Source organism: Salegentibacter lacus (assembly GCF_020164555.1).
In the GTDB taxonomy this organism is placed as follows: Bacteria; Bacteroidota; Bacteroidia; order Flavobacteriales; family Flavobacteriaceae; genus Salegentibacter; species Salegentibacter lacus.
Genome location: NZ_JAIQZB010000008.1, coordinates 86,473 through 112,948, shown reverse-complemented (window position 1 = coordinate 112,948; position 26,476 = coordinate 86,473). Strand labels below are relative to the sequence as shown.

The window sequence follows — 26,476 nt, the reverse complement described above, 5'->3', positions numbered from 1 at the left end:
TCGGCATTAGAGGCTAAAAAATCTAATCTGTTTATATTTGGCTTTTCAACAACACAGTTATGAGTCAGGAAGTAAGTAAAAGATACGCCCAGCGTGGAGTTTCAGCAGGAAAAGAAGATGTTCACAATGCGATTAAAAATGTAGATAAGGGTTTATTTCCAAAGGCATTTTGCAAAATCGTGCCCGATTATCTTACGGGAGATGCAAATCATTGCTTAATTATGCACGCCGATGGCGCGGGTACTAAATCTTCCCTGGCTTATATGTATTGGAAAGAAACCGGAGATCTTTCGGTTTGGAAAGGGATTGCACAAGATGCACTTATTATGAATATAGACGACCTGCTTTGTGTGGGTGCCGTAGATAACATAATGCTTTCTTCAACCATTGGCCGTAATAAGAACAAAATTCCGGGAGATGTGATTTCAGCAATTATTAATGGTACTGAAGAATTGATTGCTGAACTAAAAGAGTTTGGTGTAGAAATTCATTCAACCGGTGGCGAAACCGCCGATGTTGGTGACTTGGTAAGAACAATCATCGTAGATTCTACCGTAACTGCTAGAATGAAAAAAGCAGATGTAATTGATAATGCCAATATTAAACCTGGAAATGTAATTGTTGGTTTATCTTCTTCGGGCCAGGCTTCTTACGAAAAAGAATATAATGGCGGTATGGGTAGTAACGGACTTACCTCCGCGCGTCACGATGTTTTTTCTAAAGTTTTAGCTGAAAAATATCCCGAAAGTTTTGATAATGATATTCCAGAAGAATTGATTTATTCCGGGACTAAATCTTTAATCGATTCTGTTGAAAATTCGCCTTTAGATGCTGGAAAATTAGTGCTTTCTCCTACCCGAACTTACGCTCCAATTATTAAGAAAATGCTTTCTAAATTCAGTAATAAGGAAATTAACGGGATGGTGCATTGCAGTGGAGGTGCTCAAACCAAAATCCTTCATTTCATAGATAATTTGCATATTGTGAAAGACAATATGTTTGAGGTGCCGCCCCTTTTCAAACTTATTCAGCAAGAAAGCAAAACCGACTGGAAAGAAATGTATCAGGTTTTTAATATGGGTCACCGTATGGAGCTTTATGTAAATCCTGAAATTGCCGAAGAAATTATTGCAATCTCCAAATCTTTTAATGTAGATGCACAAATTGTTGGTAGGGTGGAAGCTTCAGAAGAAAAAAAACTCACTATAAAAAGTGAATTAGGGGAATTCCACTATTAATAGCTCAACGTTGTGCTTGTTTAAGAGTGAAATTTATATTAGCATTATTTAAAATTATAGGTATTAGTCCATTCATTTATATTTTTCAAAGTCGTTTGTATTAAACTTTAAAAATTTAAACTCCTGGTAAATAAATTGAACATATATAACTCAAAATTTGTTTTTACTTCAACAATATTTTGGGTTGTACTTAATTTACTTGGTCTCTATTTTTTAGATGATGAGCATAGCAGGTGGTTGAGGGTAGCAGCTTCTTCCTATTTTATTTTATGGAGCTTATCTTTTCACGCTTTAAACTCTAAAATACATTATGTATTGCTTTCCTTTTTAATTTGTGATGTATCGCTGCTTTTTTACGAAAATGAGATTTTTAATTTCATAACCTTCATAGCCAGGTCGCTTACTTTTTTTCTATTGGTTTGGATTGTCTTTCCTAAAATTCGAGCCATAAAGTATAATCTTTTAGAATTGTTTATAGGGCTTTTCGTTATAAGTGTGAATATTTATTTGTTGTTTGAATTGTTAGCTATGGTGCCTGAAGCTCATTTATACGATTATTTTGTTCCTGCCTATTTAGGATTCACAATTCTCACAATGATTTTGGTTGGTGCTGCAATTACTTATAACAATAGATATAGCAATAAAAAAAGCCTCTATTTTTTATTGGCTGCACTTTTCATGGCACTTTCTGATGTTAATTTCTTTATCGCATTTTATTTAGAAATCCCGGGATTTTATTACCCCGATAGGTTTCTACATATTTTTAGCCTGGGGTTAATACTTCTTTTTTGGATTAAACCTTTGGATATGTCTACTTATAATAATATAGGGAATCGTGAGGTTTAATTAATTTGGATTGGATATCTTAAATTTCAGGAATCTCTTATACTTGAAATTTCTTCCGAGAATCTAAAAAGTTCCGGCTTTTAAATAATGGTAATCTTCAAGGGCTTTTTCATTTTTTATAAGCTGCGTACTGCCGTTTTTTAGTAAATATAGTTCGTCGCTAGCTTCTAAAATATGCCGGTACATATGGTCGGTTATAACTATGGCTTTATCATACTTCAACTTCTGAAGCAAGTTTTGAATCTTTTCAATGTATAATGGTGAAAGATGCGAGAAAGGTTCATCTAAAAGAACAAGTTGGGCTTTGCTGTTTAGGGAGATATAAATTTCTACAAGCCGCTGTTGACCGCCTGAAATTTCCCGCATTCGAAATTTTTTGTAATTTTTAAATTCTGGGAAATTATTCACAAAATCCATCAAGTTTACTTTAAAAAGTTGAAAGGCACTCTCCATTTTCATTTTTGGCGGAATAAAGTTCTGCTGTGGTAAATAGTTTACGATTCCATATTTAAAAAGTGGTTTCAGGTATGGTTTCTTGTCAACCCTAATCAGTTTATGTCTGGATTGCAAGCTTCCGAAGAAAATATTGAGTAAACTGCTTTTTCCACAACCATTAGCGCCAAGTATACCGGTAACCTTTCCTGTTTCAGCTTTTAAGTAAACCCCATTTAAGATTTGCTTTTCAGCAAAATAAAGCTCAACATTATCGATTTCAAAAATCATACTATAACAGAATAAATTCCGGCGGAAATTATGATGAAAATAAAGTCAATCATAAAACTAAAAACGAAGAGTTTAGCACTGCTTAAGGAAAGGTTTTGGTAAAAGTAGAGATGATGTTTATAGGAAGTTTTATATAAATAAAACACCAAAGAAGCCAGGGAAAGTTTGAATAGCACTATGAAAATGACTGGATTGCCTAAAAACAGGAAAAAGAAATTCAATAAAACAGAAGCCAAAATAAATTGCCTGTAAAAGTAAAAGATTGCCCTGGTTTTGCTTAGCATAAAACTCCCTTGATGGTTTCAATTTACAATTCTTTTTTCAATCCTGTAATTCAATCAATTTATCGTAAATTTGTTTTCCTAAAATCAGTGTGATTATATGATTGAGAAGCTTAATATAGTAAAGCAGCGTTTTGATGAGGTGAATGATTTAATTATTCAGCCCGATGTGATTTCAGATCAAAAGCGATATATAGAATTAAATAAAGAATACAAAGACCTTAGGGCTTTAATGGATGTGCGCGAAAAATATTTGGAGCTCACTAATAATATTGAAGAAGCCAAAGAAATAATTTCCGATGGCAGCGATGCAGAAATGACCGAAATGGCCAAAATGCAGCTGGAAGAAGCCGAAAAGGAAGTTCCGAAACTGGAAGAAAAGATCAGAATGATGTTGGTGCCTAAAGATCCGGACGATGCTAAAAACGTGGTGATGGAAATTAGAGCGGGTACCGGTGGGGACGAGGCCAGTATCTTTGCCGGCGATCTTTATAGGATGTATACTAAATATGTAGAAAGCAAAGGCTGGAAACACAATATTGTAGATTATAGCGAAGGTACCAGCGGCGGATTTAAAGAGATGATTTTTGAAATCTCAGGTGAGGATGTTTACGGCACTATGAAATTTGAAGCCGGTGTTCACCGTGTACAACGTGTGCCACAAACCGAAACCCAGGGTCGTGTACATACCTCGGCAGCAACCGTTATGGTTTTGCCTGAAGCTGAAGAATTTGATGTGCAAATTGATATGAAGGATGTAAGAATAGATTATTTCTGTTCTTCCGGTCCAGGTGGGCAATCGGTGAATACTACCTATTCTGCTGTACGTTTAACGCACGAACCTACCGGTTTGGTGGCGCAGTGCCAGGATCAAAAATCGCAGCACAAGAACAAGGAAAAGGCTTTTAGGGTTTTAAGATCTCGTTTATACGAAATCGAACTCGCGAAAAAGCAAGAGGCCGATGCCGCTAAGAGAAACTCAATGGTTTCCAGTGGTGACCGTAGTGCGAAAATTAGAACGTATAATTATTCCCAGGGAAGGGTTACAGATCACCGTATAAACCTTACGCTTTATGATCTTTCTAATATTATAAATGGGGATATTCAGAAAATAATAGACGAGCTGAGATTGGTAGAAAACACCGAAAAGCTTAAAGAAAATTCAGATATATTCTAAAAATAGTCACCTCCGCGAAGGCGGAGGTCTACAATTCTAATATTAGTGAGAACCTTATTTTAAGAATTACTTTCCGCGAAAGCGGAATTTTCTTTTTATATTTTAAATCTAATTAATCATAAAACTCTAAACTATGTCCCCGCAAGAATTAACTGAACAGATCCTGAAAAAGAAGTCTTTTTTATCTGTGGGACTTGATGTGGATATAGATCGTATTCCAACCTATCTGTTATCTGAAGAGGATCCTATTTTTGAGTTCAATAAAGCGATTATAGATGCTACCCATAAATTTTGTGTGGCCTATAAACCAAATATCGCCTTTTATGAAGCTAATGGTGTCGAAGGCTGGCAAGCCTTAGAGAAAACAATAAATTATCTTCATCACGAATATCCAGAAATGTATACCATCGCTGATGCCAAGCGTGGCGATATTGGTAATACGTCAAGGATGTATGCAAAAACCTTTCTCAAAGATCTTGGTTTTGATTCGGTAACGGTTGCTCCTTATATGGGAAAGGATTCTGTAGAGCCTTTTCTCGAATTTGATAACCGGCAGGCAATTTTGCTGGCGCTGACTTCTAATGAAGGTGCGTTCGATTTCCAGACGCAAAAAATAGATGGAGAAGAGCTTTATAAAAAAGTGCTGAAAACTTCTAAAACCTGGAAAAATGCCGACCGACTCATGTATGTTGTTGGTGCGACTAAAGCGGAATTTTTAAAGGAAATTAGGGAGATAATTCCCGAGAATTTCTTGTTAGTTCCGGGGGTGGGAGCCCAGGGCGGAAAACTAGAAGATGTTTGTAAATACGGAATGACTAAAAATGTTGGTCTTTTAGTAAATTCTTCCCGAAAGATTATTTATGCTTCAGAATCTTCAAACTTTGCTGAAATAGCAGGAGCCAAAGCGGAAGTACTTCAGCAACAAATGGCCGAAGAATTGAAACAGCTTTAATTTTTTTGCAATGGAAGTTAAAGATCAATTACAAAGAAAAATTTACCTTCCAGAAGTCCCCAAACGAATTATTTCCTTAGTTCCCAGTCAGACTGAACTTTTAGTCGATTTAGGCCTGGAAGAACATTTGCTGGGAATCACTAAATTCTGTGTACATCCTGAATATCTTCGAAAAACCAAGACCATTGTAGGTGGTACCAAACAAGTGAAGCTGGAAAAAATTAAGGCTTTAAAACCTGATATTATTCTTTGTAATAAAGAGGAAAACACCAAAGAAATGGTGGAGGAGCTAGAAGCAATTGCTCCGGTTCATGTTTCAGATATTGTTAAGCTTGAGGATGCTTTTGAATTAATGTCTCAATATGGAGAAATCTTTCAGAAAGAAGCTTTAGTAGAAACGATGCTGTCTTCCGTAAAGAAAAAAATTGCAGCACTACAGAAGCAACTCAAAGATAAACCGGTAAGAAAGGTGGCTTATTTTATCTGGAAAAAACCATTAATGGTTGCAGGAAAAGATACTTTTATAGATGAACTTTTAAAGTTGAATAAGTTCGAAAATGTTTTTAAAGAATCCCGTTATCCGGAAACTACTTTTGAAGAAATTAAAGTAAAAAATCCTGATCTGCTATTGCTTTCCTCAGAACCATATCCGTTTAAAGAAAAGCATAAAGAATATTTTTCAGAATTAAATGTGGAAATTAAACTGGTAGATGGGGAATATTTTAGTTGGTATGGCTCACGATTGGTGAAAGCAATAGACTACTTTAAAAAGCTTAGCACTTAACTAGTAATCTATTTTATCGTATTGCATTCTCCTAAGTTCTTTCAGAATTGTTTTAGCCTTTGCGTTAAGTCGGTCGCTTTCTTCCTTATCGGTAAGTGCCAATTTATAAGCTTTGTGCATAAGATGGGTATACTTATCACATAGGCATTCTTCTGTAGATCTTGTTTCAAAGATTTTGAACATAGTCTGTTTTCGTCTTTGATGCAAATATAGGAGGCATCAGCACAAGGGGTTGCTAAGTCTGCGTTAATATTGATGTAAAATTTTCTTCTTGTAGCATTAAAATGTTAAAAAAATGGATAAACGTGCTTTTAATTACTTTTGGCTGAATATAAAGTTGTGAAGGACTAATTTAGTATTGCCTGTCCTGTAGGGCGAAAACCCTTTGCAAAAGGCTGGTAGTTCTTGCAGATACTTTTTCTCTTATTTCTTTTTCTTCAATAGCAATCATAGTATAGACTCCGTTTAGCGCTTCCTTCGTCACATAATCTGCAAGGTCTGGATTTACATTATTAGTAAGTGGTAAGCTGTTATACCGGTTAATGATATTAGTCCAAATTTCGGTAGCGCCAACTTTTTCAAGAGAAGTGGTAACAACTGGATTGAATTTTCCGTAAAGTTGTTCATCGGTTTTCCCGGTAAGATAAACCGTAGCTGCATTATCCTGGCCTAATAAAATATTACGGGCATCGTTAAAAGTAATTTCTCGCACGGCATTTACGAAAATTGGAGTGGCTTCCTGTACGGCTTCTTCGGCAGCGCGATTTAATACCTTTAAACCTTGATCTGCTAAGGCATCTAAACCAACATCACGAAGCGTTTTGTCTACTTTTTGCAATTCTGGCGGAAGCGTAATTCTTACCAGCTCGTTGTTATAAAATCCGTTTTCTTCGGTCAGTTTTGTAACCTGTTTTTCAATTCCCATATCTAAGGCCTGTCTTAAGCCTGAAGCTATTTCGGTATTGCTAACACCGGCCTGCGGATAATTTTCTGCGATGGTCTGTAATTCGGCGCAGGATGAAAATAAGAGAATACTCAGAATCAGGGATAATTTTTTCATAGCAAGGTTTTCCTGCAAATATATCATTTTTGGCACTAAAATAAATTTCAGAATATTAGGTGAAAATTATGGTCTTATTATTAAAAACCAGCGTTTTTCGTTCAATATGAAGTTTTATACCTCTGGCAAGCACAATTTTTTCCAGGTCTCTTCCTTTTAAAATAAGATCTTTAATGGAATGGCTATGAGAAATCCGGGTAATATCCTGTTCGATAATGGGCCCTGCGTCTAGTTCTTCAGTGACGTAATGACTGGTGGCTCCAATTATTTTTACACCTCGTTTATAGGCCAGATGATATGGTTTAGCCCCAGCAAATGCAGGTAGGAAAGAGTGATGAATATTAATAATTCGATTGGGGAAAGCTGTAATTAAAGACTTTGGTATTATCTGCATATACCTGGCCAGGACAATAAAATCTACTTTTTCTTTTTGAAGCAATTCAAGCTGGATTTCAGCAGCTTTTTCTTTCGTGCCGGCAGTTACGGGAATATGATGAAACGGAATTCCAAAATTTTGTGCTACATGTTCAAGCTCCTTGTGATTACTAATAATTAAGGTAATAACCGCCTGAAGTTCGCCCGATTTGTACCTACTTAAAATATCATAAAGACAATGATCATATTTAGAAACAAAAACAGCCATACGGGGCTTTGAATCAGCCGAATACATTTCCCAGGCCATTTTATACTTTTCTGCTACAGTTTCCTTAAATTCTTCTTTGGTGGCACTGATATTGGTTTCCGCATTAAACTCACATTCCAGACGCATAAAAAAAACAGTATTTTCAACGTCTACATATTGATCTATATAAATAATATTGCCCTGCCTTTTATAAAAAAAAGATGTGACATGAGCAATAATTCCTGAAGTGTCAGGGCAATGGATAAGAAGCGTAATTTTTGACATAGCACTATTATAGGATGATAAAATTAAGAATTTTGGGTTGTTTCAACAGAACTGAATTTAGAATTATATTAATATTACGGAAGGCTCTTGAGAATTACAATTTTCGTAAATTGCAGTACCAAAAACACGATATCATTACAAATGGAACAACAAAAACCATATACCCCTAAAAATAAAATAAGAATCGTAACTGCAGCTTCGCTTTTTGATGGGCATGATGCAGCCATAAACATTATGCGCCGAATCATTCAGTCTACAGGAGTTGAAGTAATTCACCTTGGCCACGATCGTAGTGTTGATGAGGTGGTGAATTGCGCCATTCAGGAAGATGCACAGGCAATTGCGATGACGTCCTACCAGGGCGGGCACACCGAATATTTTAAGTATATGTACGATCTGCTTCAGGAGAAAAATGCAGGTCATATCGCTATTTTTGGCGGTGGTGGCGGAGTAATTCTTCCGGAGGAAATCAAGGAATTAATGGATTACGGGATTACCCGGATTTACGCTCCAGACGATGGTCGTGAAATGGGACTCCAGGGAATGATTAACGATATGGTGAAGCGGGTAGACACAGAAACTCGCGATTTAGTTGAAGAAAAATCTGTTGCTGAAGATTTAAAAGATAAAAATGTAAATACTATTTCAAGGCTTATTTCCCTTGCAGAGAATAAACATGATTCTTTTCTGAAACATTTCGAACCAATAAGAAAAGAAACCGAAAATAGTAAAATTCCCGTTTTGGGAATAACAGGAACCGGTGGTTCGGGAAAATCCAGTTTGGTGGATGAACTGGTACGCCGATTCTTAACCGATTTTCCTGATAAAAACATTGGAATTATCTCGGTAGATCCTTCTAAAAGGAAGACCGGCGGCGCCTTACTGGGAGATAGAATTAGAATGAATGCCATAAACAATGAACACGTTTATATGCGTTCTCTTGCGACACGTCAATCTAACCTTGCCCTCTCCAAACACGTGGCTGAAGCCGTTGAGGTTTTAAAAGCGGCTGAATTCGATTTGATTATTTTGGAAACTTCGGGAATTGGACAGAGTGATACTGAAATTATGGATCACTCTGATGTTGCTTTATATGTGATGACGCCAGAATTTGGAGCAGCTACTCAGCTTGAAAAGATTGACATGCTTGATTTCGCCGATTTGGTAGCTATAAATAAGTTTGATAAACGCGGCGCACAGGATGCCTTGCGTGATGTAAAGAAACAATATCAGCGTAACCACCAGTTATGGCACGAAGACGCTGATAAATTACCGGTTTTTGGAACTATCGCCTCTCAGTTTAACGATCCGGGGATGAATACCCTGTATCGTCAAATTATGGATACGGTTGCTGAAAAAACCAAAGCCGATCTAAATTCTACTTTCGAGATTTCTACGGAAATGAGCGAAAAGATCTTCGTGATTCCACCGAAACGAACGCGTTATCTTTCAGAAATTGCTGAAAATAACCGAAGTTACGATGAAAAAGCTGCAAACCAGGCTGAAGTAGCCCAAAAACTCTACGGGGTTTTTAAAACTATCGAGTCGGTTTCTGGTATGGATATGACTAATAATCAATCGCAATACTTAGAAAAGCACGGCATTAACCAGGAAGAAATAAATGATTTTACAGAAGATTCTCAAAAAGATTTTCTGAAGTTACTTTTCGCAGAGTTTGACCGTGTAAAAATGGATCTCGATCCTTATAACTGGGAAGTGATACAAAGCTGGCAGGAAAAAGTTACCAGATATGTAGAGCCAGTTTATTCATTTAAAGTTCGTGATAAGGAAATCAAGATAGATACGCATACCGAGTCGCTTTCACATTCTCAAATTCCTAAAGTTTCCTTGCCAAAATATAAAGCCTGGGGCGATATTTTAAAATGGTGTCTTCAGGAAAATGTACCGGGAGAATTTCCATACACGGCAGGGCTTTATCCATTTAAACGCCAGGGTGAAGATCCAACCAGGATGTTTGCCGGTGAGGGTGGACCGGAGCGTACGAACCGTCGTTTTCATTATGTGAGTATGGGCTTGCCGGCAAAAAGACTGTCTACTGCTTTCGATTCGGTTACACTATATGGAAACGATCCCGATGAACGTCCCGATATTTATGGAAAAATCGGTAATTCAGGAGTTTCAATTTGCTGCTTGGATGATGCTAAAAAACTCTATTCCGGGTTTGATCTGGCAGATGCAATGACTTCGGTGAGTATGACCATTAATGGCCCGGCGCCTATGTTGCTCGGGTTTTTTATGAATGCTGCCATAGATCAGCAGTGTGAGAAATACATCAAGAAAAATGGACTGGTAGATAAAGTTGAAGCAAAATATAAAGAACTCTATGATGACCGCGGGTTAGATCGTCCGGTTTATCGCGGTGAGCTACCGGAAGGAAATAATGGTCTTGGCTTGATGCTTTTAGGCCTTACCGGAGATCAGGTTTTGCCTGCAGAGGTTTATGAAGAAATCAAGAAAAAAACAATCAGCGTTGTTCGTGGAACCGTTCAGGCCGATATTTTAAAGGAAGACCAGGCGCAAAATACCTGTATTTTTTCGACGGAATTCGCATTGCGTTTAATGGGCGATGTTCAGGAGTATTTTATTAAAGAAAAAGTAAGAAATTTTTACTCGGTTTCAATTTCAGGATACCATATTGCTGAAGCCGGTGCAAATCCCATAACTCAGTTAGCATTTACACTGGCCAATGGATTCACTTACGTGGAATATTACTTAAGCCGGGGAATGGATATCAATAAATTTGGCCCCAACCTTTCGTTCTTCTTTTCTAACGGAATTGATCCCGAATACGCCGTAATTGGTAGGGTAGCACGTAAAATTTGGTCCAAAGCCTTGAAACATAAATACGGAGCGAATCCAAGGGCACAGATGTTGAAATACCACATCCAGACTTCCGGAAGATCTTTACACGCACAGGAAATAGATTTTAATGATATAAGAACCACGCTTCAGGCGCTGTATGCGATTTACGACAACTGTAATTCCCTACACACCAATGCTTACGATGAGGCGATTACAACGCCTACAGAAGCTTCAGTAAGAAGAGCAATGGCAATTCAGTTGATTATAAATAAAGAGTTAGGACTCGCGAAAAACGAAAATCCAATTCAGGGATCATTTATTATTGAGGAATTAACCGATCTTGTAGAAGAAGCCGTTTTAACCGAATTCGATCGTATTACAGAGAGAGGTGGCGTACTTGGCGCGATGGAAACTATGTATCAACGCGGGAAAATTCAGGAGGAAAGTCTGCATTATGAAACTTTAAAACATAACGGTGATTACCCGATTATTGGTGTAAATACCTTTTTAAGTTCAACAGGTTCGCCGACGGTTACACCGGGCGAGGTAATTAGAGCAACAGAAGAAGAAAAGCAACATCAGCTTAAAACGCTGAATACGCTTCACAAAGCCAAAGAAGATTCTGCCGAAGAAGCTTTAGAAAAAATCAAAGAAGCTTCAATTAAAAATGAAAATATCTTTAAAGAGTTAATGGAAGCCACCAAAGTTTGTTCTCTTGGACAAATCACCAGGGCAATGTTTGAAGTAGGTGGGCAGTATAGAAGAAATATGTAAGCAGAGAGCCACTTTATCTAAACCTAAGGGCAGAGAAAAAGGTGCAGGCTGCTTATCCCGATGAGCGTAGTGATATAGGGATCTTTCGAAAAAGAAAGCAGTTTATTTCAGAATTTTATGAAAATCAATCATCCCAATGGGCGATAGTCTCATTGGGATTTTTTGTTTAAGATGTTTTTAGAAATAATATTATTTTTTCGGCGTTATGAACACTTATGATACTCATAATTGTCAAGTTTCAAAATGCTTAAAAATTTTATCTTTTTTGTTGGGTGGGGCTAAAATTTCAGATTAATTTTGCAGCTTCTAATTTTCAACCGCTTAAGTACCAAAAATATAAATCTATGGAAAATATCTGGTTATATGCCATAGGTGCGTTTACCGCATTTTTTGCGATCAATAATCCTATTGGAAATATCCCAATTTTTCTGAGCCTTACCAAACAGGCCGATGGGAAGAGAAAGCGTTTTATTTCTAAAAAAGCGACTTTCACGGCTTTCGTGATTGTTACTGGATTTATTCTATTGGGTAAATATATTTTTCAGCTTTTTGGTTTAACTATTCCTGCCTTTAAGATTACTGGTGGAATTCTTGTGTTTTTTGTTGGTTTTGAAATGATTAGGGCGCAGCAATCCAGTATCGATAACCAGAAAGAAATAGATTTTAATGAAGGGATTTCAATCTCTCCATTGGCAATTCCAATTCTGGCCGGTCCCGGAACTATTGTAACCGCGATGAATTACACCACAACCGCCAGTTATATGGATATGGGAATTATTGCAGCAATGTTTGGACTAATTATGTTCTTGAACCACCTCGCTTTTATATCCAGTGATTATTTAGTGCGGTTTATTGGTCAAAACAAGATTATTGTAATCGAGAAAATTATGGGACTAATAATAGCTATTATTGGAACCAATATGCTGATTGAAGGAATAAAAATTGCTTTTTTTTAAAAGGGAGTAAACTAAACTTTTCTTATTTGCTGAATCCAGTCGGCGATCATTTTATCGAAAACATGAATTTCTTTTTTAAGCAAGCTTAGAAACTCACTTTCTTTAGCACCGGAAAATTCAAGATTTTTACAGAGTAACTTTAAACTCTTACTTGCCTTTCTAATATTTCTTATTCGTTCTAAACGTGATCCGGAGCTTTTTGCCGTAGCTACTGAAGCTATTCCCGGTGCGAGTTGAAGAGATTCTGTAACAAGGTCGCCGGCATACCTGTCTTTTGGGCAGGCCGAAAATCCCATTTCCAGAACGTGTTTATCTTGAGTAAAATGCACAGCCATAGCCCTGGAAAGCTTAAATATTTCCAATGCTTTCCGGTAAACCGGCATCTGATAAGTGTTATTTAGAAAAGCCTGCGACATCTTATTTAATTTCAGCATAAAATTAAAGAGAAATTAAATAGCTTATCTTTGTATATTAAACTGTAAATTAGAATTAACCTTTAATTATAAGGTATTTTACAATTAAAACTTTAATATGCAAGTAGATGAACTTAACTGGGCTATCTTAGCGAGGTTGCAACAAAACGCGCGGTATTCTTTTGCAGAAATTGGACGCGAAGTGGGATTAAGCTCTCCGGCAGTTGCCGAAAGAGTAAAGAAAATGGAAGATGCCGGGATTATAAAAGGCTATAAGACTCAAATTTCTTATCATAAAGCAGGCTATCAGTTAAAAGCAATTATTACCCTTCGGGCTTTTATGGGCAGGTTAAAACCATTTTTAGAAAAAGTAAAAGAATTTAGAGAAGTAAATAATTGTTACCGCATTACCGGGAATGAAAATATAATTATGGAAGTTGTACTCCGCGACCAGGTTCATTTGGAAGAATTTATAGATAAACTTATTACTTATGGCGAAACGAAAACCCATATTGTTCTTTCCCAGGTTGTAGATTTTGCTCCTATAAATAAGAGTATGATAAAATGATCTTAAATTTTATTATAGCTCCATTTCCAGCTATTTAAAACTAAGCAATTTAAAGGGGTGAATATTTAGGCTTTAGTTAAAACGGGCTACTTTTTCAGCTATTTTTAACGGAATTCTCAGACCCAAATTTGTTTTAGTTAAAGTATAGCAAATTGTAATTTTGTTAATACCATCGCGACTATACTATACCTATTTTTACAAAAAAAGAAATTACATTATGAGAAAGTATAGTACATTATATCTAATCGTAGCTGCCTTAACGGGTGCGATAGGATTTTCCGGATTAAATTTTTCCGGTATTGAAGTAGTGAGGGTGTTGTTTTTAATCTTTGCAGACTTACTTGTTGTCTCTTTAGTTGCTCGTCTTTTTTTTGGAAGCAATAATATGAGATTACAACGAATTAAAAAATAAAAATCTATCACTATATATTTATTTAGCCTTCATCTGTTGATGAGGGCTTTTTTATGCACGATCTTTGATATCTATGCTTATATTTAAATTAATTATTTGATATTATTATGAAAAAGATACTAGTTCTAATATTACTTTTTGCTTTAACTTTTCAATTTGGGAATGCTCAGGAAATAAAACTTCCCCTGGGTAAAATTGTAGATTCTATCCCAACAACAGATACCACGGCGAGCAGTTTTTCTTTATATCTTCCAAAAAATTTTAATGAACAGGAAAAATGGCCGGTAATCTTTGTTTTTGATCACGAAGGCAGGGGGAGAGCTACCACACAACTTTTTAGAACAGTCGCTGAAGAACAGGCTTATATAATAGCTTCCTCTAATTTAAATTTGAAAGAGGATTCTTTAAAAAATAACATAAACAAAGTAGGGCCAATTATAAATCAGGTAGATGGTATGCTGGCCATAGATAGGGAACAGGTTTACGTAGCCGGACTATCAGAAGGTGGACAATTAGCTACAGCTTTGCCTTTTCTCTACAATAATATTTCTGGTGTGCTGGCGGTAGAAAATGCCTGGATAAATACAGAGTATTTAAATGCTAACAATAAATTTATGTTCAGTGCGGTGGCCTGCGATAGTAATAATTCGATGTTTATTCTAGAGGAAATAGAAGACTATCTTGATAGTGAAAATTTTCCCACCGAAATGAATTTCTATACCTGTGAAGAGAACGTAGAATGGCCTGATGCCGATGTGATTCGTAATGCCGTGGCGGGATTTACGCTAAATGCTATGAAAGAAGGGAAGAGGGCCAAAGATTTAGAATTAGTAAAAGAACTTTTTGAAGCTGAAGTGGAATATGCCGAAGTTTTAAGGCGTACCCGAAATTATTACCAGGCTTTTGAAAAACTTAAGCAAATAGAAGATAAATACGATGATTTTGATCTTGACATAGATTTACGTGATCAGATTAGGAACATCAGAAGAAATAAAGCCTTTAAACAACAACGACGGGAATATCGAAACGTAGTAGCATCAGAAAAGGCTAAACAGGAAGAATATCTATACTATATGGAAACCGATGTAGTAACTTCAAACTTCGAAAATATTGGCTGGTGGGCAGCTCAGGTTGAGGAGCTTCAGAAAAATGAAGAAAAATTTAGCGGACCGAAGCAAAAAATGGCCAAAAGACTCCAGGGTTTTCTTGATAACCTTAGCAAAAATTATTACGACAGCTATGTGAATTCCCAGGCTACGTCCAGAACTAAAGTTTTTGTGAGTATACTTAGAACCATATTCGATAAGAAAGATCCTGAAGCTTATTTAAACATCATTAAAATTGCCGGACACGATGGTGATCATGAAACCGCTCTTTTATATCTCGAGGATTTATTAAAAACCGGTTTTGATGATATGGAAGTTTTATATGATATTGAGGGAATTTTAGACCTTAAATTAAGTGAGGCTTATAATGAAAAAATCAGGGAATATCTTGGGGAGGCAAAATATTATAAAGCTAAAGGTTAAATTGAGATTTAGTGTCTTCCTGTTTTTTCTGCTGTCTATTACGCTGGTTGCACAAGAAAAAAATACGGTAGAATTCCAACAGGAAATGAATTAGAAATTTAGTGACCCAGAGCGTACGCCGCTTTCTAAAAAAGATTTAGCTGAATTTAAAAGCCTGGATTACTTTAAAATTGATTCAGCATATAAGGTCAAAGCCATTTTGTTAGAACTCCTGCCGAAGCTCCCTTCAGAATGCAAACTACGACTGATAGGTTGGCAGTTTATGTAAAATACGGTGAGTTATATTTCAGTATAAAAGGAGAAGAATTTAAGCTTACTGTTTTTCAAAACCAGGAGCTTATTTCGCATCCTGAATATTATAATTATTTGTTTCTACCTTTCACAGATCTTACTAACGGCGAAACCACCTACTCCGGCGGACGGTATTTAGACTTAAGGATACCGGAGGGTGATTCCATACTGTTAGATTTTAATAAAGCATACAATCCTTACTGTGCTTATAGTGGTGATTTTTCCTGTCCCATAGTTCCTGCCGAAAATCATTTGGAAATAGCCATTTCAGCAGGAGTTAAAAATTTCAAATAACTGTTTTAAAACGCGTAAACCGCAGCCAGAACAAAAGAAGAAAGATTATCGGTTCCTTCTAAATCTGAGTTTACAAAAACTGGGGATGGTGTATTGGATACTTTATCCAAACGTAATTCCGGTTTCAGGGTTAGACTTCCAACAGTATAACTACCAGTTAGGGTAAAATCTAATGCTTCTGCATCAGCTCCATACACCGGGCCGCCATCTTCTAATTCTTTAAAATATTCAGCTCTTAAACCTATAGCAAAATTATCGGAAGTTTGAATTTGCGGATATAGTGCCGCTCCATAAAATCCTTCCCCATCGGTAGTGTTATAAGTAGTGTTTAGCCCTAAATAGAAAGCATCGCTAAAATCCCATCCAGTGGTTAAATCTATCTGAAAAGTAGCTTCATCTGAAAGTGGCATTTGTTCGCCGTAGATCAGGTTTAAAAATGCACTACCTGCAGTGGTGGAATACCCAAGCTGACCTCCAAAGGAATATTTCCCATAAGGATTAAACTCTGTCCAGTCGGTTGGATTCATAATGGCCAACATTGCACTCCAGTTATCGTCTATGGCGAAATCGGCTTTAATTCCGGTATGAGAGAATGGTCCATAAGAGAACATATACGAAGTGGAATAGTTGAAGTTGGCCGCCGGAGAGATTACTTCATAGCCCAGGAAAGTATTAAAATTTCCCATCGTTAAAGTAACCGCATCTGAAACATTCCAGTAGGCATATAATTGATTCACAATATTGCTGGGTGCCGCTGATGCAAAAACTGCGTCTTCCCCGCGCGGACCAAAAACCAGGTCGGCTACAAAACCAACTTTTTCACCTTCGTATCCTAAAATTACATTGGCCATTCCAATGGCAAAGCCGGGATCGTTGGCAAAAGATGAAGCCGGAGCTTGCGGACCAACGATTGGATTGCCCGCATCATTATATTCATATTTATTTAATCCGTTAAAATTGGTTCTGAAATAGGTATCTACAGAACCACTTATACTAAAATTAGACATAAAGCTTTCAACTTCAGTTGTTTCAGCTTCCTGAGCTTGCAGGTTAGAACCTACTCCAAAGCATAGCCCTAAAAGGAATATTTTTTGGATATTTGCAATAGTAAATTTTTTCATAATAAAAGTCTTGTTTAATAAGTTGAAATGTGTTGAGCAAAGCTTAATGAAAGGTTTACTTATAGGGAGCGCTCCGCCAAGCGCTCCTTTCTTTTTTAAATTTTATCTATCGTGAGCTGTTCCAAATTCGGCATATGCATCCATACCATGTTCGTGGGCATCGAGGCCTTCAGTTTCTTCTTTTTCTTCCATCCTTAAGCCCATTGTTGCTTTAATAATTGAAAGGATACCGAATGCTGAAATACAACAGAATGCACCAATTATTCCTACGCCCGCCAGCTGTATAAGTAATTGATTAAATCCAGCCATACTTCCAAAGATTCCTACTGCCAGGGTTCCCCAAATACCACAGGCAAGGTGGACAGCAACGGCACCAACGGGGTCATCTAATTTTAGTTTGTCAACCAGCGAAACGCCTAATACAATAACACCACCTGCAACCAGGCCAATAAGAACCGCATCTAATGGCGACATAAGGTCTGCGCCTGCAGTAATACCTACCAGTCCGCCTAAAATCCCGTTAAGGAACATGGTGAGATCGTAATTCTTGTAAGCAATCGTGGAAACCAGAAAGGCTGAGATACCTCCCGCAGCCGCAGCAAGGCAGGTTGTTACCAGGGTGATAGAAGTTAAAGAAGGATCGGCTGAAAGTACAGAACCTCCGTTAAAACCAAACCAACCTAACCAAAGGATAAAAACTCCTGCAGTGGCCAAAGGAATATTGTGACCTGGTATTGCGTGTGACTGACCATCTTTACCAAATTTACCTAAGCGAGCTCCCAGTAAGTAGATGGCAACTAGCGCTGCCCATCCTCCTACAGAATGAACAAGGGTAGATCCGGCAAAATCGTAAAAACCAAGTCCGTCTAAAAATCCACCGCCCCATTTCCAGGAGCCTACAATTGGATAAACAATGGTGATATAGATCACAGAAAAAAGCATAAAACTTCCCAGTTTAATTCGTTCTGCAACTGCCCCGGAGACTATAGTAGCCGCGGTGGCTGCAAACATTCCCTGGAAGAGGAAATCTGTCCAGTAAGTGTATCCTTCATTATAAGCTAAGTCTAAAGAACCGTCCGCCAGAGGTGCACTTAATCCAAAAAGGTCGAAAAAATAATCAGGAATAAATCCGGCAATAAAAGAACCGGGGTACATTAAGTTAAACCCAAGAATAGCATAGGTTAATAACCCGGCACAAATTATAAATACGTTTTTAAATAGGATATTAATGGCGTTTTTTTGCCTGGTAAGTCCAACTTCAAGCAGGGAGAAACCCAGGTGCATAAAAAAGACAAGTGCGGTACACACCATCATCCAAACATTATTAGTAGTAAGTAATTCCATAAAAGTGATTTTTTATAATGAGTTGATTTGTTTTAAGAAAGGGAGTCAGTGCCTTTTTCTTTGGTTCTTATGCGATAGGCTTCTTCTACCGGTGATACAAATATTTTCCCATCTCCTACCGAACCGGTATGCGCAGCTTTCAGAATTGTTTCTACAGTGCTATCAACATTTTCATCTGATACTACCAGTGAAATTTTACGTCTTTGAATATCACTGGTACTGTAAGACACACCCCGATAAACATGACCTTGTTTTTCATTACCTACTCCGGTAACATCCCAATAGCTAAAAAAATTGACTTCAGTTTCATGAAGTGCTTTCTTAACTTCATCAAACGTAGATTTTCTAATAATGGCTTCTATTTTTTTCATAAAAACTTGATTTTGATGATGTAAATGTATAAAAATATCATAACACCCATTAAAAAATAGGGTCTTATGCTAAATTAATATGAAATAAATAAAAACAACCCCTAAAAAATTAGGGGTTATCTTAAATTACATATGTGTTTTGATTTGTTTCTAATTTTTTGACCCGTGACTAAGTCAATTTTGAAAGAAAAAGACCTAAAAAGACAGCTAAAATTCCTAGAATTAGGCTTCCGAAGGTGTAAAAGAAGAAATTTAGGTAATCACCAGAGCGTAAAAGCGCCTGATTTTCGAAAGCGAAACTGGAAAATGTGGTAAAGCCGCCACAGAAGCCAACTGCCAGGAATAAAACAATATTAGAAGTGAAAATATCAGATTTGGCAGCGACTCCAAGAATTAATCCCAGTAGTAAACTACCCAGAATATTTACTGTGAATGTCCCAAAAGGGATAAATGCGGTTTCAAAATTTAAACTTTTACTGATTAGATAGCGTAAAACACTGCCAAAACCGCCCCCTAAAAAAATCAGTAATAGTTGTTTAAGCATATTTGTTTATTTAACCGGAATATAAAGATGCGTAATCCATTTTGCAGGATTAGCTACTTTATCGGGAGTAGTTAAATGCACTTCAAAGTTATTAGCATCTTCAGCGATCTCAAGATCGTTTGCTTCCATATACTTATATGCAATGTCCCAGGCTTCCTTTAAATTTTTATAATCTCCCTTCAGAGTTGTTTTTAGCACTTTTTGGTTAGGCATAAACCCGGTTAAAATCTCACTTTCAGCGGGAGTAATAACTTCGCTTGGTGTGAATATTCCTGCGGAAAAAATGACGTTCCCAGAATTTTCATTCCATTCATTATAAAGGACAAAGGGGTTCCCATTTTTCTCAATTCCGTTTTCATCCATATAAGTAGAAACTTCAGAAAACATAGATGTCATCTTTTCATCTACCTGACTTATTTTACTGGCGGTTGTGGTGTACATATAATAACCGCCCCCGTGCTGGATAATTCCATCTACATTAATAGTATACTTATCCATTTTATTTAAAACAACGCTTTCCATATTATTAAGACCAGTTTGGAATTTGGGACGCATCATTTCAGTTATGCTTTCATCCTCAAAGGTAAAGGCCAGTTTTTCCATAAAACTTTGGTTGCCTTTCATTCCCCAGGTAACCTCAGTGCCGTTTTCAATTTCATTAAATTCCCAGTAAATCTCGCTGGTAGATTCACCAAATGGAGTTTTAAAGCTGATTTCCTGTTCAATTTCAGAATAAGGTTTGGCCGAAATAGTTCTTATTTCCCCATCTCCGGCATTCTCACTTTTCCAGGAATAAGAAGCGCTATCTCCGCTGGTTTTCGCTCCATATTCAATAATCATATCATCTGCTTCGGCCGACCAGGGTTCCCAATTTTCCCAATTATTAAATTCGTTTACTTCCTGAAAAACCATTTCTACCGGTGCTGTAATGATTTTTGTTTCTTCTACCTGGTAATCGCCATCTTTTGTAGCGATATAAATAGAACCTGCAATTATTACAATAAGTAGTAAGAAGAAAAGGTATTTTAGAATTTTCATATTGGTGGGTTTATAGGCGAAGATACTTAATTTAACATAATTAGTAGCTCACTTGGTAAAGATGCGAATTACGGATTTAAAAAGCCTTTAAGAACAAAGAGAAGTCCTATAAAAGCAAGAAATGCTATTAGCACCCAAAAGCTTCCTTTGTATTGTTTTCTATGTAATAAGGTATCTTTTTTATAACTAACTGCAATAATTATTATAAAAACGACTAGAAATAAACCCGCAAAAATGAGTTGGCCAGTGCTAAACATTTTATTTACTTTTATGCAAAGTTAAGGTTTTAGGCTTAACCTGTAATTGATTTATATTATAAACAAATGAAAAAGAGACTCGCCGCGGTAAAGGAATTTCATAAAAGGTTTAAGCTGGGAATTGCTGAAAAGCCGCAGGCTTCACTGGGAAATGAAAAAAATCGTTTACGCTACGAATTAATGAAGGAAGAGAACGAAGAATACCTTGAAGCTGCAAATACTGGAGATCTTATCGAAGTGGCAGATGCCCTTGGCGATATGCTCTATGTTTTATGCGGAACTATTATTGAACACGGCCTGGAGCATAAAATGGAAGCCGTTTTTGATGAAATTCAGCATAGTAATATGAGTAAGCTTGATGAAAATGGGGATCCTATCTACAATGAAAAAGGGAAGGTGATAAAAGGGCCAAATTATTGCAGGCCCGATATAGTGAAAGTGCTTAAAAGTTGAATTTTATTTAAATGAAAAAATGAAAATTTCGTTGCTCTCTATTTTTATATTGCTTGTAGCTTTTGGATGTAAAAATAATACCGAAACTACTGAAGTTCCTAAAAAACTAAAAAATAATGACACAATAACTAAGACAAATAGTAAGTTTCAGGAATATGTTGATAGTACCTGGAATTTTGCGCTGGAATATCCTTCAGATTTTAAAGTTGCTAAAGGACAATTACCGGGGAAAAGTAGCGTGATAAATGTCTATCCAAAAAAATATGAAATCACTGAGCCGCTCGTTATCCATGAAGAACCGGAGCTGGCCTACATCGCTTTTTTACCTAAAGGCTTTGGCGTTGACGGACTATCAGGACGACAAATATCTATAAGCGAGTGGAAAGCCAATCCTGGTCTGTCTTTCAATATTAATAAAAACGATTCCCGGGTGTACCTATTAGAAAATGGTGAAGCCTGGGCTTATTTCTTGAGATTTTACCAATCTCCAGAAAAGTGGAGTAAACACAGTGGTATTTTTGTGCATTATCAAATTGAAAATTTTAATGCTATCTGTATTTCAGCTGATGGCAAATCCAAGCTTATGCAGCAATGCGACCCTTTGGGGGAAGATGAGGTTCGTATTTTTGGAGAGATTAAGGAAGAAAGTAAAAAGCAACTGGATAAAATTATGAGTTCTCTTTATTTCTTCAGGGAAAATGCAGAAGAGCGTAAAGAACTTTCAGATCTTATAAAAGTTGAAAAACCCTCATCAAATAAGCTTATTAATTCTCCTTTACGAATTAGCGGTAAAGCCCGTGGAAACTGGTTTTTTGAAGCGGAAGCTCCTGTAAGATTAGTCGATAAAGATTATAAACTATTGGCAGAAACTTCAATAAAAGCAAACGGCGAATGGATGACCAGCGATTTTGTCCCGTTTTCTACGGAATTATCTTTTGAGAAGATTCCGGAAGACGAAGAAGGCTATTTGATATTTGAAAAGTCAAATGCTTCAGGAAAACCAGAATTGGATAGAAAATTGACCCTTCCCGTGCGTTTCCTATCGGAATAATTTATGTCAACCTGAACCTGCCTCAGGTTTTAATTCGAAAAAATTTTTCGGGAAGACTCCATAAAAAAAACCTCACAGATTCAAAAACTGTGAGGTTTAATTTTTATAAAAAACTCGGGGAAATTTACTTCACCTGGTATCTCCAGTTATGTTTATCTTCGGCCTGGTTGTATTGAATTTTCATTAAGCGGTCTTTAAAAGATTTTCCGTAAGAATCTTCCATTTTTGGAAGCTCAAACTTTTCGCCTTTATATCCAAATCCGGCGATAGGATTAATTACCGTTGCGGTACCTGAACCAAAGATCTCTTTTAGGTCGCCTTTTCTTGCAGCTTCTACAACTTCAGATACCGGCACTCTTCTAATTTCCACTTCAATGTTAAGGTCTTTTGCAAGATCTATGACACTTTTTCGGGTTACGCCATCCAGAATTCTATCGCTGGTAGGAGCGGTGATAAGTTTATCTCCAATTCTAAAGAAAATATTCATAGTTCCGGCCTCTTCCAGGTAATCGTGCGTATTGGCATCGGTCCAGATTATTTGCTGAAAACCGGCTTCTTTTGCGAGATTGGTAGGGTAGAACTGTGCGGCATAATTTCCGGCAGCTTTAGCAGCTCCAACGCCACCATCGGCAGCACGGCTGTATTTTTCTGAAAACTGTACTCTCACTTCACCGCTGTAATAAGCCTGTGCTGGAGAGCAAATAATCATAAATTTATATTTGGTAGCAGGATTGGCAGAAACGCATTCTTCGGTAGCAATTACAAACGGGCGAATGTATAGCGAATTTCCAAAACCTTTTTTGATCCAATCTTTTTCCAGTTTCAGTAATTCTTCCAATCCGTTAAAGAAAAATTCTTCTGGAAATTCAGGGATTGCCAGCCTGGCGCTGGATTTATTGATACGCTTGTAATTTTCTTCCGGTCTAAAAAGCCAAATCTGGTCGTCTTCGTCTTTATAGGCTTTCATTCCTTCAAAAACGGCTTGCCCATAATGAAATACTTTTGCAGATGGATCCAGTTGAATAGGCCCATAAGGCGTAATTTTAGGATTTTGCCACTTGCCATTTTCATAATCACATACAAACATATGATCGGTGAAAATTTCGCCAAAAACCAGTTTGTCAAAATTTACTTCTTCAATTTTAGATTTTTGGACTTTATTAATTTCGAGCTGGTCAGTATCGTATTTCATTATCATAAGTTTAGTTAACAAATTTACCTAAATTAAAACAGAATCAAAATCTAAAGTTTTGGTAAATTTGACTCCTTACAATGTTTTAACTAAAAATAATAAAATGAGAAAAATAGCTGCTATATTGGCTTTATCCTTAATATTTATTGCCTGTAAAAATGAAAAATCTAATGAAGAAGCTGAAGTTTTAGCTAAAACCAATACCGTTTCCTATAATTCTTTTGGAAGCGAAATTGATTCAGAAAATGCCATATCATCCACCCAAGCTCTTGAGAAATTCAATTCGCTGAAACCCGGTGATACTTTAGATTTAAAGTTTACTTCAAAAATAAATAGTGTTTGTAAAAAGAAAGGTTGCTGGATGATTTTAGAACTTCCGGAGGAAGAAGATGTGAGGATAACCTTTAAAGATTACGGGTTTTTCGTGCCGAAAGACAGCGAAAACACTGAAGTGATCGTAGAAGGAAAAGCCTTTATAAATGAAATGTCGGTTAAAGATCAAAAACATTATGCTGAAGATGAAGGTAAATCTGAAGCTGAAATAGCTGCAATTACTTCTCCTAAAATATCCAGGGGTTTTATCGCGAACGGCGTACTTTTAAAGAAATAACTTGGAAAGAAAAATTATAAAAACCGGCGATGGCTCGGTCACTATTCATTTAAGCGAATGGGACGAACAATACCATTCTAAGCACGGCGCGGTACAGGAAGCTCAACACGTTTTTATAAAAATGGGACTGGAATATTGGGTTGGCTTGAATAAAGAGAAAAATCTGGCAATTCTTGAAATAGGTTTCGGTACCGGGCTAAATGCTTTTATCACATTTCTTGAAGCTCAGAAACTTCATCTAAAAGTAAGTTATACCGGGGTTGAAGCATATCCGGTTTCGGCAGCTGAAATAAAAGAGCTGAATTATGCCGAAATGCTTTCCGCACAAAATCAGATAAATTCTTTTCAGAAAATGCATGAAATTCCGTGGAATGAAACGGCAGATATTTCAGAAAACTTTCTACTAGAAAAACAACAAAAACGCTTTGAAGAAATTGAAGATATTAATAAATACGATTTAGTGTTTTTTGATGCTTTTGGAGCCCGGGTTCAACCCGAACTCTGGACTGAAGGAATCTTTTCTAAAATGTTTTCAGCGATGAAGAATAATTCTGTTTTAGTCACTTATTCGGCAAAGGGAAGTGTAAGAAGAGCTATGCAAACTGCGGGTTTTATCGTTGAAAGGCTGCCGGGACCGCCTGGAAAACGCGAAATGTTAAGAGCATTAAAAAACTAGTTGGTTTTGCTGTTAAATCAGTAATAATATTTAGTAGAGGTTTATTCTTGTTACTATCTTGTAAAGAAAAATGCGAGTATTAATCACAGGAGCTACCGGTTTAATTGGGTCTAAAATCACCCAGTTATGTCAGGAAAAGGGGATGGAGGTATATTACCTTTCTACCAGCAAAGATAAACTGGAAAATAAAACAAACTACAAGGGTTTTTACTGGAATCCTACCAAAGATGAAATTGATAGCAAAGCGATAGATGGTGTTGATGCTATTATAAATCTAGTTGGTGCCAGTATTGCAGAGCGATGGACCCCGGAGCAAAAAGAGAAGATCCTTAAAAGCCGTACCGAAACGGCAAATTTACTTTACACTTGTTTACAGGAAAATGAGCACCAGGTAAAACACCTGGTTTCTGCCAGTGCCATAGGTGTTTATCCCAGTTCGCTAGAGAAATTGTATACCGAAGAAGATCAGGGTGTAGATGACTCCTTTGTAGGAGAAGTGGTGGTGAAATGGGAAGAAGCCGTAGATAATTTTAAAGACCTGGGAATTGAGGTCGCCAAAATTAGAATAGGATTAGTACTTGCTGAAACTGGTGGAATGCTCCAGAAACTCAAAGAGCCGGTTAATTTTAATGTAGGTTCGCCTCTTGGCAGTGGAAAACAATGGCAATCCTGGATTCACATAGACGACATTAGCAGCATATTTTTGTTCGCGGTAGAAAATGAGCTTACCGGCGTTTACAATGCCGTAGCCCCAAACCCTGTTACTAATAAGGAATTGGTAAATGAAGTAGCCTCCCAAATGGGAAAACCTGTCTGGTTGCCTAATGTTCCTAAAGTTGCCCTAAAGCTTGTATTGGGAGAAATGGCACACCTGGTATTATCCAGCCAGTTGGTGAGCAGTGATAAAATAGAGCAGGAAGGTTACTCTTTTAAATATGTAAATCTTGCTAAGGCTTTGGAAGATTTAATATAACTTTCAGATTATAAAGCATAAAAAAAGGCTGCCAAATTTTGGCAGCCTTTTTAGTATTCAAATTATATGAATTGTCTTAAGCTTTAGTAGCTTTTAAGTTGATCTTTAAAACAATATCATCGCTTACAAAGTTGTCTCCAAGTCCATCAAAAACAGATTTAGAACCAAAATTTACATTCCAGTTTGTTCTGTCTATAGTGAATTCTTCACTGGTGATTTCAATACTGTCATCAGATTGGTTAATGCTAACAGGGAAAGTAACGTTTTTGGTTTCCTCTTTAATAGTAAGGTTTCCAGATAACATTTTCTGTCCGTTTTCTTCAGTAATATCAGTTACTTCAAAAGTAGCTTCAGGATATTTTGTAGCGTTAAAGAAGTCACCTTCTTTACCTTCTACAGTTCCCATTAAGTGAGCTTCGAGATCTGCTTTATCTTTTCCTTCAAGATCGGTAACGTTAATAGATTGCATATCGATTACGAAATTTCCGCTTTCAATAATACTGTCATTAGCGCTAAAAGTACCATCAGCAAGTTTAATAGTACCGGTATGCTCTCCAGTTGGTTTACTTCCTCTCCACTCAATAGTAGAAGCTGAAGTATCTACCTTAAACTCCATAGCTTCCGCTTGTGCAGTTGCTGCCTCTTGAGCTTCTGAAGTTTCTGCCTGATTTTTATCGTTCTTACATCCTACAACCGCAGTTAAAAAAGCTGCAATTACAAAAGTGCTTAAAATTGATTTTTTCATTTTGTTAAAATTTAGTTTTATTTTAGGCTGCAAAATTACATAAACTAGAAACACGCGAATGCTAAATGTTTAC

28 protein-coding genes are annotated in these 26,476 nt (G+C 36.8%); 16 read left to right on the top strand and 12 right to left on the bottom strand.

Annotated elements, in window-relative coordinates:
- Nucleotides 1–59: 59 nt before the first annotated feature.
- Together LB465_RS08285 and LB465_RS08280 are read left to right on the top strand one after the other, a co-directional pair.
- Nucleotides 60–1,238, top strand: a complete 1,179-nt coding sequence (locus LB465_RS08285) for an AIR synthase related protein (protein ID WP_224469170.1) — start codon at nucleotides 60–62, stop codon at nucleotides 1,236–1,238.
- 135 nt (nucleotides 1,239–1,373) lie between these two features.
- The gene (locus LB465_RS08280; RefSeq protein WP_224469168.1) at nucleotides 1,374–2,084 is read left to right on the top strand and encodes a hypothetical protein; all 711 of its coding nucleotides are present in this window, start codon (nucleotides 1,374–1,376) and stop codon (nucleotides 2,082–2,084) included.
- A gap of 63 nt (nucleotides 2,085–2,147) precedes the next feature.
- Here the strand turns inward: LB465_RS08280 and LB465_RS08275 are convergent, their stop codons facing one another.
- Nucleotides 2,148–2,807, bottom strand: coding sequence for an ATP-binding cassette domain-containing protein (locus LB465_RS08275; protein WP_224469165.1), 660 nt, complete (start codon nucleotides 2,805–2,807; stop codon nucleotides 2,148–2,150).
- 381 nt (nucleotides 2,808–3,188) lie between these two features.
- Between LB465_RS08275 and prfA the strand changes: the two genes are divergently transcribed.
- From prfA to LB465_RS08260, 3 genes are all read left to right on the top strand, one after another.
- Complete coding sequence (prfA, locus tag LB465_RS08270; protein ID WP_224469163.1) at nucleotides 3,189–4,265, top strand: peptide chain release factor 1; 1,077 nt, start codon at nucleotides 3,189–3,191, stop codon at nucleotides 4,263–4,265.
- Nucleotides 4,266–4,398: 133 nt separating this feature from the next.
- Nucleotides 4,399–5,217, top strand: coding sequence for an orotidine-5'-phosphate decarboxylase (gene pyrF, locus LB465_RS08265; protein WP_224469161.1), 819 nt, complete (start codon nucleotides 4,399–4,401; stop codon nucleotides 5,215–5,217).
- 10 nt (nucleotides 5,218–5,227) lie between these two features.
- Nucleotides 5,228–6,001, top strand: a complete 774-nt coding sequence (locus LB465_RS08260) for an ABC transporter substrate-binding protein (protein WP_224469158.1) — start codon at nucleotides 5,228–5,230, stop codon at nucleotides 5,999–6,001.
- On the opposite strand, the gene LB465_RS08255 is transcribed toward LB465_RS08260, so the two are convergent.
- The 3 genes from LB465_RS08255 to purU all read right to left on the bottom strand — a co-directional run bounded on the left by LB465_RS08255 (nucleotide 6,002) and on the right by purU (nucleotide 7,968).
- Nucleotides 6,002–6,184, bottom strand: a complete 183-nt coding sequence (locus tag LB465_RS08255; RefSeq protein WP_224469155.1) for a Lacal_2735 family protein — start codon at nucleotides 6,182–6,184, stop codon at nucleotides 6,002–6,004.
- A gap of 169 nt (nucleotides 6,185–6,353) precedes the next feature.
- Nucleotides 6,354–7,061, bottom strand: coding sequence for a DUF4197 domain-containing protein (locus tag LB465_RS08250; RefSeq protein ID WP_224469153.1), 708 nt, complete (start codon nucleotides 7,059–7,061; stop codon nucleotides 6,354–6,356).
- Between the two features lie 55 nt (nucleotides 7,062–7,116).
- The gene (gene purU / locus LB465_RS08245) at nucleotides 7,117–7,968 is read right to left on the bottom strand and encodes a formyltetrahydrofolate deformylase (protein WP_224469151.1); all 852 of its coding nucleotides are present in this window, start codon (nucleotides 7,966–7,968) and stop codon (nucleotides 7,117–7,119) included.
- Between the two features lie 141 nt (nucleotides 7,969–8,109).
- On the opposite strand from purU, the gene LB465_RS08240 reads away from it, so the two are divergent.
- The gene (locus tag LB465_RS08240) at nucleotides 8,110–11,565 is read left to right on the top strand and encodes a methylmalonyl-CoA mutase family protein (protein ID WP_224469149.1); all 3,456 of its coding nucleotides are present in this window, start codon (nucleotides 8,110–8,112) and stop codon (nucleotides 11,563–11,565) included.
- Between the two features lie 344 nt (nucleotides 11,566–11,909).
- Nucleotides 11,910–12,521 carry a MarC family protein gene (locus LB465_RS08235; protein WP_224469147.1) on the top strand — a complete coding sequence of 204 codons (612 nt, stop codon included), beginning with the start codon at nucleotides 11,910–11,912 and terminating at the stop codon, nucleotides 12,519–12,521.
- Between the two features lie 11 nt (nucleotides 12,522–12,532).
- Here the strand turns inward: LB465_RS08235 and LB465_RS08230 are convergent, their stop codons facing one another.
- A complete protein-coding gene (locus LB465_RS08230) occupies nucleotides 12,533–12,955 on the bottom strand; it encodes a hypothetical protein (RefSeq protein ID WP_224469144.1) in 423 nt (140 codons plus the stop codon).
- A 97-nt stretch (nucleotides 12,956–13,052) separates the two neighbouring features.
- Between LB465_RS08230 and LB465_RS08225 the strand changes: the two genes are divergently transcribed.
- From LB465_RS08225 to LB465_RS08210, 4 genes are all read left to right on the top strand, one after another.
- Entirely contained in the window at nucleotides 13,053–13,502 is a 450-nt protein-coding gene (locus tag LB465_RS08225) for an Lrp/AsnC family transcriptional regulator (protein WP_224469142.1), read from the top strand.
- Nucleotides 13,503–13,719: 217 nt separating this feature from the next.
- The gene (locus LB465_RS08220) at nucleotides 13,720–13,914 is read left to right on the top strand and encodes a DUF1328 domain-containing protein (protein WP_224469140.1); all 195 of its coding nucleotides are present in this window, start codon (nucleotides 13,720–13,722) and stop codon (nucleotides 13,912–13,914) included.
- A 107-nt stretch (nucleotides 13,915–14,021) separates the two neighbouring features.
- Nucleotides 14,022–15,443 carry a hypothetical protein gene (locus LB465_RS08215; protein WP_224469136.1) on the top strand — a complete coding sequence of 474 codons (1,422 nt, stop codon included), beginning with the start codon at nucleotides 14,022–14,024 and terminating at the stop codon, nucleotides 15,441–15,443.
- 231 nt (nucleotides 15,444–15,674) lie between these two features.
- Nucleotides 15,675–16,028, top strand: coding sequence for a DUF1684 domain-containing protein (locus tag LB465_RS08210; RefSeq protein ID WP_224469134.1), 354 nt, complete (start codon nucleotides 15,675–15,677; stop codon nucleotides 16,026–16,028).
- A 5-nt stretch (nucleotides 16,029–16,033) separates the two neighbouring features.
- Here LB465_RS08210 and LB465_RS08205 read toward each other — a convergent pair whose 3' ends face one another.
- From LB465_RS08205 to LB465_RS08185, 5 genes are all read right to left on the bottom strand, one after another.
- On the bottom strand, nucleotides 16,034–17,149 hold the full coding sequence (locus tag LB465_RS08205) for a porin (RefSeq protein ID WP_224469132.1): 1,116 nt from the start codon (nucleotides 17,147–17,149) through the stop codon (nucleotides 16,034–16,036).
- Between the two features lie 102 nt (nucleotides 17,150–17,251).
- The gene (locus LB465_RS08200) at nucleotides 17,252–18,493 is read right to left on the bottom strand and encodes an ammonium transporter (protein WP_224469130.1); all 1,242 of its coding nucleotides are present in this window, start codon (nucleotides 18,491–18,493) and stop codon (nucleotides 17,252–17,254) included.
- A 32-nt stretch (nucleotides 18,494–18,525) separates the two neighbouring features.
- The gene (locus LB465_RS08195; RefSeq protein ID WP_224469128.1) at nucleotides 18,526–18,864 is read right to left on the bottom strand and encodes a P-II family nitrogen regulator; all 339 of its coding nucleotides are present in this window, start codon (nucleotides 18,862–18,864) and stop codon (nucleotides 18,526–18,528) included.
- 169 nt (nucleotides 18,865–19,033) lie between these two features.
- Complete coding sequence (gene crcB, locus LB465_RS08190; protein ID WP_224469125.1) at nucleotides 19,034–19,408, bottom strand: fluoride efflux transporter CrcB; 375 nt, start codon at nucleotides 19,406–19,408, stop codon at nucleotides 19,034–19,036.
- Nucleotides 19,409–19,414: 6 nt separating this feature from the next.
- The gene (locus tag LB465_RS08185; protein ID WP_224469123.1) at nucleotides 19,415–20,446 is read right to left on the bottom strand and encodes an SRPBCC family protein; all 1,032 of its coding nucleotides are present in this window, start codon (nucleotides 20,444–20,446) and stop codon (nucleotides 19,415–19,417) included.
- A 323-nt stretch (nucleotides 20,447–20,769) separates the two neighbouring features.
- On the opposite strand from LB465_RS08185, the gene LB465_RS08175 reads away from it, so the two are divergent.
- Together LB465_RS08175 and LB465_RS08170 are read left to right on the top strand one after the other, a co-directional pair.
- Nucleotides 20,770–21,156, top strand: coding sequence for a pyrophosphohydrolase domain-containing protein (locus LB465_RS08175; protein WP_224469118.1), 387 nt, complete (start codon nucleotides 20,770–20,772; stop codon nucleotides 21,154–21,156).
- Between the two features lie 19 nt (nucleotides 21,157–21,175).
- Nucleotides 21,176–22,207, top strand: a complete 1,032-nt coding sequence (locus LB465_RS08170; RefSeq protein ID WP_224469116.1) for a Gmad2 immunoglobulin-like domain-containing protein — start codon at nucleotides 21,176–21,178, stop codon at nucleotides 22,205–22,207.
- A 124-nt stretch (nucleotides 22,208–22,331) separates the two neighbouring features.
- Here the strand turns inward: LB465_RS08170 and LB465_RS08165 are convergent, their stop codons facing one another.
- A complete protein-coding gene (locus LB465_RS08165; RefSeq protein ID WP_224469112.1) occupies nucleotides 22,332–23,399 on the bottom strand; it encodes a branched-chain amino acid aminotransferase in 1,068 nt (355 codons plus the stop codon).
- Nucleotides 23,400–23,502: 103 nt separating this feature from the next.
- Here LB465_RS08165 and LB465_RS08160 point away from each other — a divergent pair, with 103 nt between their 5' ends.
- The 3 genes from LB465_RS08160 (at nucleotide 23,503) to LB465_RS08150 (ending at nucleotide 25,658) form a co-directional block, all read left to right on the top strand.
- A complete protein-coding gene (locus LB465_RS08160; protein WP_224469109.1) occupies nucleotides 23,503–24,009 on the top strand; it encodes a DUF4920 domain-containing protein in 507 nt (168 codons plus the stop codon).
- A gap of 1 nt (nucleotide 24,010) precedes the next feature.
- On the top strand, nucleotides 24,011–24,685 hold the full coding sequence (gene mnmD / locus LB465_RS08155; protein WP_224469107.1) for a tRNA (5-methylaminomethyl-2-thiouridine)(34)-methyltransferase MnmD: 675 nt from the start codon (nucleotides 24,011–24,013) through the stop codon (nucleotides 24,683–24,685).
- 70 nt (nucleotides 24,686–24,755) lie between these two features.
- The gene (locus LB465_RS08150) at nucleotides 24,756–25,658 is read left to right on the top strand and encodes a TIGR01777 family oxidoreductase (protein WP_224469105.1); all 903 of its coding nucleotides are present in this window, start codon (nucleotides 24,756–24,758) and stop codon (nucleotides 25,656–25,658) included.
- A gap of 76 nt (nucleotides 25,659–25,734) precedes the next feature.
- Here LB465_RS08150 and LB465_RS08145 read toward each other — a convergent pair whose 3' ends face one another.
- Nucleotides 25,735–26,403, bottom strand: coding sequence for a YceI family protein (locus LB465_RS08145; RefSeq protein ID WP_224469102.1), 669 nt, complete (start codon nucleotides 26,401–26,403; stop codon nucleotides 25,735–25,737).
- Nucleotides 26,404–26,476 lie beyond the last annotated feature (73 nt).

What these genes read in the sequence shown, in the direction of transcription:
- purU (WP_224469151.1), bottom strand. Translation starts at nt 7,968, where the DNA reads ATGTCAAAAATTACGCTTCTTATCCATTGCCCTGACACTTCAGGAATT.
- LB465_RS08195 (WP_224469128.1), bottom strand. Translation starts at nt 18,864, where the DNA reads ATGAAAAAAATAGAAGCCATTATTAGAAAATCTACGTTTGATGAAGTT.
- LB465_RS08200 (WP_224469130.1), bottom strand. Translation starts at nt 18,493, where the DNA reads ATGGAATTACTTACTACTAATAATGTTTGGATGATGGTGTGTACCGCA.
- crcB (WP_224469125.1), bottom strand. Translation starts at nt 19,408, where the DNA reads ATGCTTAAACAACTATTACTGATTTTTTTAGGGGGCGGTTTTGGCAGT.
- LB465_RS08230 (WP_224469144.1), bottom strand. Translation starts at nt 12,955, where the DNA reads ATGCTGAAATTAAATAAGATGTCGCAGGCTTTTCTAAATAACACTTAT.
- LB465_RS08205 (WP_224469132.1), bottom strand. Translation starts at nt 17,149, where the DNA reads ATGAAAAAATTTACTATTGCAAATATCCAAAAAATATTCCTTTTAGGG.
- LB465_RS08215 (WP_224469136.1), top strand. Translation starts at nt 14,022, where the DNA reads ATGAAAAAGATACTAGTTCTAATATTACTTTTTGCTTTAACTTTTCAA.
- prfA (WP_224469163.1), top strand. Translation starts at nt 3,189, where the DNA reads ATGATTGAGAAGCTTAATATAGTAAAGCAGCGTTTTGATGAGGTGAAT.
- LB465_RS08170 (WP_224469116.1), top strand. Translation starts at nt 21,176, where the DNA reads ATGAAAATTTCGTTGCTCTCTATTTTTATATTGCTTGTAGCTTTTGGA.
- LB465_RS08240 (WP_224469149.1), top strand. Translation starts at nt 8,110, where the DNA reads ATGGAACAACAAAAACCATATACCCCTAAAAATAAAATAAGAATCGTA.
- LB465_RS08225 (WP_224469142.1), top strand. Translation starts at nt 13,053, where the DNA reads ATGCAAGTAGATGAACTTAACTGGGCTATCTTAGCGAGGTTGCAACAA.
- LB465_RS08260 (WP_224469158.1), top strand. Translation starts at nt 5,228, where the DNA reads ATGGAAGTTAAAGATCAATTACAAAGAAAAATTTACCTTCCAGAAGTC.
- LB465_RS08175 (WP_224469118.1), top strand. Translation starts at nt 20,770, where the DNA reads ATGAAAAAGAGACTCGCCGCGGTAAAGGAATTTCATAAAAGGTTTAAG.
- LB465_RS08220 (WP_224469140.1), top strand. Translation starts at nt 13,720, where the DNA reads ATGAGAAAGTATAGTACATTATATCTAATCGTAGCTGCCTTAACGGGT.
- LB465_RS08185 (WP_224469123.1), bottom strand. Translation starts at nt 20,446, where the DNA reads ATGAAAATTCTAAAATACCTTTTCTTCTTACTACTTATTGTAATAATT.
- LB465_RS08250 (WP_224469153.1), bottom strand. Translation starts at nt 7,061, where the DNA reads ATGAAAAAATTATCCCTGATTCTGAGTATTCTCTTATTTTCATCCTGC.
- pyrF (WP_224469161.1), top strand. Translation starts at nt 4,399, where the DNA reads ATGTCCCCGCAAGAATTAACTGAACAGATCCTGAAAAAGAAGTCTTTT.
- LB465_RS08145 (WP_224469102.1), bottom strand. Translation starts at nt 26,403, where the DNA reads ATGAAAAAATCAATTTTAAGCACTTTTGTAATTGCAGCTTTTTTAACT.
- LB465_RS08210 (WP_224469134.1), top strand. Translation starts at nt 15,675, where the DNA reads ATGCAAACTACGACTGATAGGTTGGCAGTTTATGTAAAATACGGTGAG.
- LB465_RS08235 (WP_224469147.1), top strand. Translation starts at nt 11,910, where the DNA reads ATGGAAAATATCTGGTTATATGCCATAGGTGCGTTTACCGCATTTTTT.
- LB465_RS08150 (WP_224469105.1), top strand. Translation starts at nt 24,756, where the DNA reads ATGCGAGTATTAATCACAGGAGCTACCGGTTTAATTGGGTCTAAAATC.
- LB465_RS08255 (WP_224469155.1), bottom strand. Translation starts at nt 6,184, where the DNA reads ATGTTCAAAATCTTTGAAACAAGATCTACAGAAGAATGCCTATGTGAT.
- LB465_RS08285 (WP_224469170.1), top strand. Translation starts at nt 60, where the DNA reads ATGAGTCAGGAAGTAAGTAAAAGATACGCCCAGCGTGGAGTTTCAGCA.
- LB465_RS08160 (WP_224469109.1), top strand. Translation starts at nt 23,503, where the DNA reads ATGAGAAAAATAGCTGCTATATTGGCTTTATCCTTAATATTTATTGCC.
- LB465_RS08165 (WP_224469112.1), bottom strand. Translation starts at nt 23,399, where the DNA reads ATGAAATACGATACTGACCAGCTCGAAATTAATAAAGTCCAAAAATCT.
- LB465_RS08275 (WP_224469165.1), bottom strand. Translation starts at nt 2,807, where the DNA reads ATGATTTTTGAAATCGATAATGTTGAGCTTTATTTTGCTGAAAAGCAA.